This window comes from Allobosea sp. P1_A7 (assembly GCF_056406775.1).
The window spans coordinates 1-2567 of the sequence record NZ_JBFTZN010000555.1 but is presented as its reverse complement, the minus strand read 5'-3'; the positions used below and the strand labels follow the sequence as shown (position 1 = coordinate 2567).

3 protein-coding genes and 1 pseudogene are annotated in these 2567 nt (G+C 63.8%); 2 read left to right on the top strand and 2 right to left on the bottom strand.

Going from position 1 to position 2567, the window contains the following annotated elements; all coding sequences use genetic code 11:
* Together AC1D34_RS37545 and AC1D34_RS37540 are read left to right on the top strand one after the other, a co-directional pair.
* Positions 1-243, top strand: a pseudogene (locus AC1D34_RS37545) (hypothetical protein); the annotation flags it as partial.
* Positions 240-629, top strand: a complete 390-nt coding sequence (locus AC1D34_RS37540) for a hypothetical protein (protein ID WP_441492650.1) — start codon at positions 240-242, stop codon at positions 627-629. The pseudogene AC1D34_RS37545 and the gene AC1D34_RS37540, both read left to right, overlap by 4 nt.
* Before the next feature lie 379 nt (positions 630-1008).
* Here the strand turns inward: AC1D34_RS37540 and AC1D34_RS37535 are convergent, their stop codons facing one another.
* Entirely contained in the window at positions 1009-1380 is a 372-nt protein-coding gene (locus AC1D34_RS37535) for a hypothetical protein (protein ID WP_476827026.1), read from the bottom strand.
* On the bottom strand, positions 1377-2489 hold the full coding sequence (locus AC1D34_RS37530; protein WP_476827025.1) for an IS5 family transposase: 1113 nt from the start codon (positions 2487-2489) through the stop codon (positions 1377-1379). Before AC1D34_RS37530 ends, AC1D34_RS37535 begins: the two co-directional genes overlap by 4 nt.
* Between the last annotated feature and the right edge of the window lie 78 nt (positions 2490-2567).

Here is a 2567-nt window from a genome sequence, read left to right as displayed (position 1 = left end):
GTCCATGGCGGCGCCGGCGACGATATCCTCGATGGCGGTCCGGGCGGCTTCCACAATCTGTTTGGCGACGCGGGCAATGACCGACTGACGCTGGCGACGAGCGACGGCGGCGGCACGGCGTTTGGCGGCGAGGGCGACGATGTCATGTTCGGCAGCGACACCTCCTTCAACAACTTCGACAACACGCTGCGGGCGAGGCCGGCAACGACGAGCTGCATGCCGGCGCGGTCGGCACATCCATGAACGGGGAAGGCGGCTCGGATTGGCTGATCAGCGGTGCGGCCGACGACCAGATGGAGGCCGGACGCGACGAGTTCGGTTTCGAGCTGGACAATGCGCAGGATCTGTTCGTCTACAGCGGAACCGGGCGCTGGAGCGAGGAAGGCAGCTTCTTCGGCGACACGGTGTCCGGCTTCCAGGATGGTTCGGACCTGTTCGACCTGCGCGGCAGCGGCCTGCAATTCTCCGACCTGTCGATCGTCAACGAGGAATTCGAAACGACGATCACCTCGGTGCGCGGGAATATCTCGGTCTTCGTGAATGCCGGGCAGGAGGTTTTCCTCGACCAAGATGATTTCCTGTTCGACCCGGCGCCCGCGCCGTTCTCGACCGATCCGCTGTTTATCTAACGGGCTCGGAGGCTAACGATTTCACCCGGAACAGGAGCCCAAGCGGTCCATCCTGTTCCGGACTTGGGCCACCCTCCGCCGAACTTTGCCCCAGACACCGGATGAGAGCCTCGATTGGGTCGGACATCACTACCGAGCCAGAAATGGGCGCTGGTAGGATGGCAGCCTTCCTCGCCCTGTCGACGAGATTGCGCAGCTTACCATGAGAAGCGTCGCCGCGGCCATCGAGCTGATGCTTTAGCGCCAGCTCGAACGCACCAAACGCCTGCGCTTCGCGTCATAGTCGAAAAAGGCGTAGATGATGGTGTTTCGCGCGCGATCGAAACCCGCCACCACATCAGCCGGTGCGGTCCATTTGAGGCCGAAGGCAGCCAATACGTCATGATGGTCCGCGAGGGTCATCCGGCGGGTTACACCGTTCTGGACAACACAGAGATCGGCCAAGCGCGGGTGGGCGGGCGATGAAGGTGGAATCGTCACCGTTGTGGACGCGGATTTCGCCCTTGAGGGAGCCGTCCGTTTGAAGTTTGGCCCATCCGTCGCCCGAGACCTCGTCCATCTCATCATTGCCTTGCCAGGTGAAGTCGATGCCGTTGTCGGTCTCGCGGCAGTGCAACTGGCCGGTGACGCAGCCGAAGGCGAACTCGCCGCCTGTCTTGCCCTCGAAAAGGATGTAGGCCGGCTCCATCATGTCGAGGAAGTCGGTATCCCACACAGCCATCTCGACGATCCGCCACTTGCCCTTGATCATGCCGGGGCCGCCAGAAGCTTGGGCAGACGGATCAGGTTGTAGGCGGCCAGCGCCARAGTGAACGCGGCATCGACCTTGGGGCGGCCGCGCACCTTCACCTTGGCCAGTCCCGCCGAGCTTTTGATCCAGCCGAACACCTCCTCGATCCGCTTGCGGCAGCGCTGGCTGATCTCATAGCCGGGGTGGCGCTGGACGCGYCGGTCGAGGGCGCTCCGGCGCCGCTTGCCGGTCTTGGTGACATGTTCATTGCTGGCGATATGCGGGGTGATCGATCGGGCTCTGAGATCGGCCACGAACTGCTTCACGTCATAGGCCTTGTCGGCGCCGAGTGTGATCCGCCGTGCGCGACCTGGCCTCGCATCCAGCAGGGCGAGCGCCGCTTCGCGTTCCGCCGTGCCGGTAGCCAAGGTCACTCCGCCGCCGACCGCAAGGCCGTGGCGGTTCTCCATCAAGGCGTGGCCGAGGTAACAGAGCCTGGCCGGTTGGCCATCGCTCTTGCGATAGAGCCTGGCCTCGGGGTCGGTGGTGCTCTGGTGRGTCTCGTTGGATCGCTTCTTGCCATGAAAGTCGCGCTCGGCGTTGCGCCCCGTCCTGGAGCCATCATCGCCGTCGCTGCCGTCCTTGCGCCGGAAGCTCTTGGTCGAGGCCCAGGCCTCGATCAGCGTGCCATCCACCGAGAAATGGTCGCTCGACAACAGCCGCTTGACCTTCGGCTGAGCCAGTACCGCGGACAGGAACTTGGCTGCGATCTCTCCGGCCAGCAGCCGGTCCCGGTTCTTCGAGAAGCTCGAATGGTCCCAAGCCGGGTCATCCACTCCAAGACCGACGAACCAACGGAACAACAGGTCGAACTCCAGCCGGTCCATCAGCTGACGCTCCGAGCGCAGCCCGTAGAACGCCTGCAGCAGCATCGCCCGCAACAGCTTCTCCGGCGCGATCGACGGCCGCCCCAGCCGCTGCGCATAGAGCGCGCTAAAATCCCCCGTCARCTCCGCCAAGGCTGCATTGGCGATYTCCCGGATCGGCCGCAACGGATGGCCCAYTCCGACCCGTGCCTCCAGATCCACATAGGAAAACAGCGATCCAGAGCGCTCATCCGACCCGCGCATCAAATGCCCCCAGCCAACTCCTCTAGCCGAGTGAATCACGCCAAACGCCGCCCCGCTACAGACTTTTTCAACAGCCTG

Coding starts and splice junctions, on each gene's coding strand:
- AC1D34_RS37540 (WP_441492650.1), top strand. CDS start 240: ATGAACGGGGAAGGCGGCTCGGATTGGCTGATCAGCGGTGCGGCCGAC.
- AC1D34_RS37535 (WP_476827026.1), bottom strand. CDS start 1,380: ATGATCAAGGGCAAGTGGCGGATCGTCGAGATGGCTGTGTGGGATACC.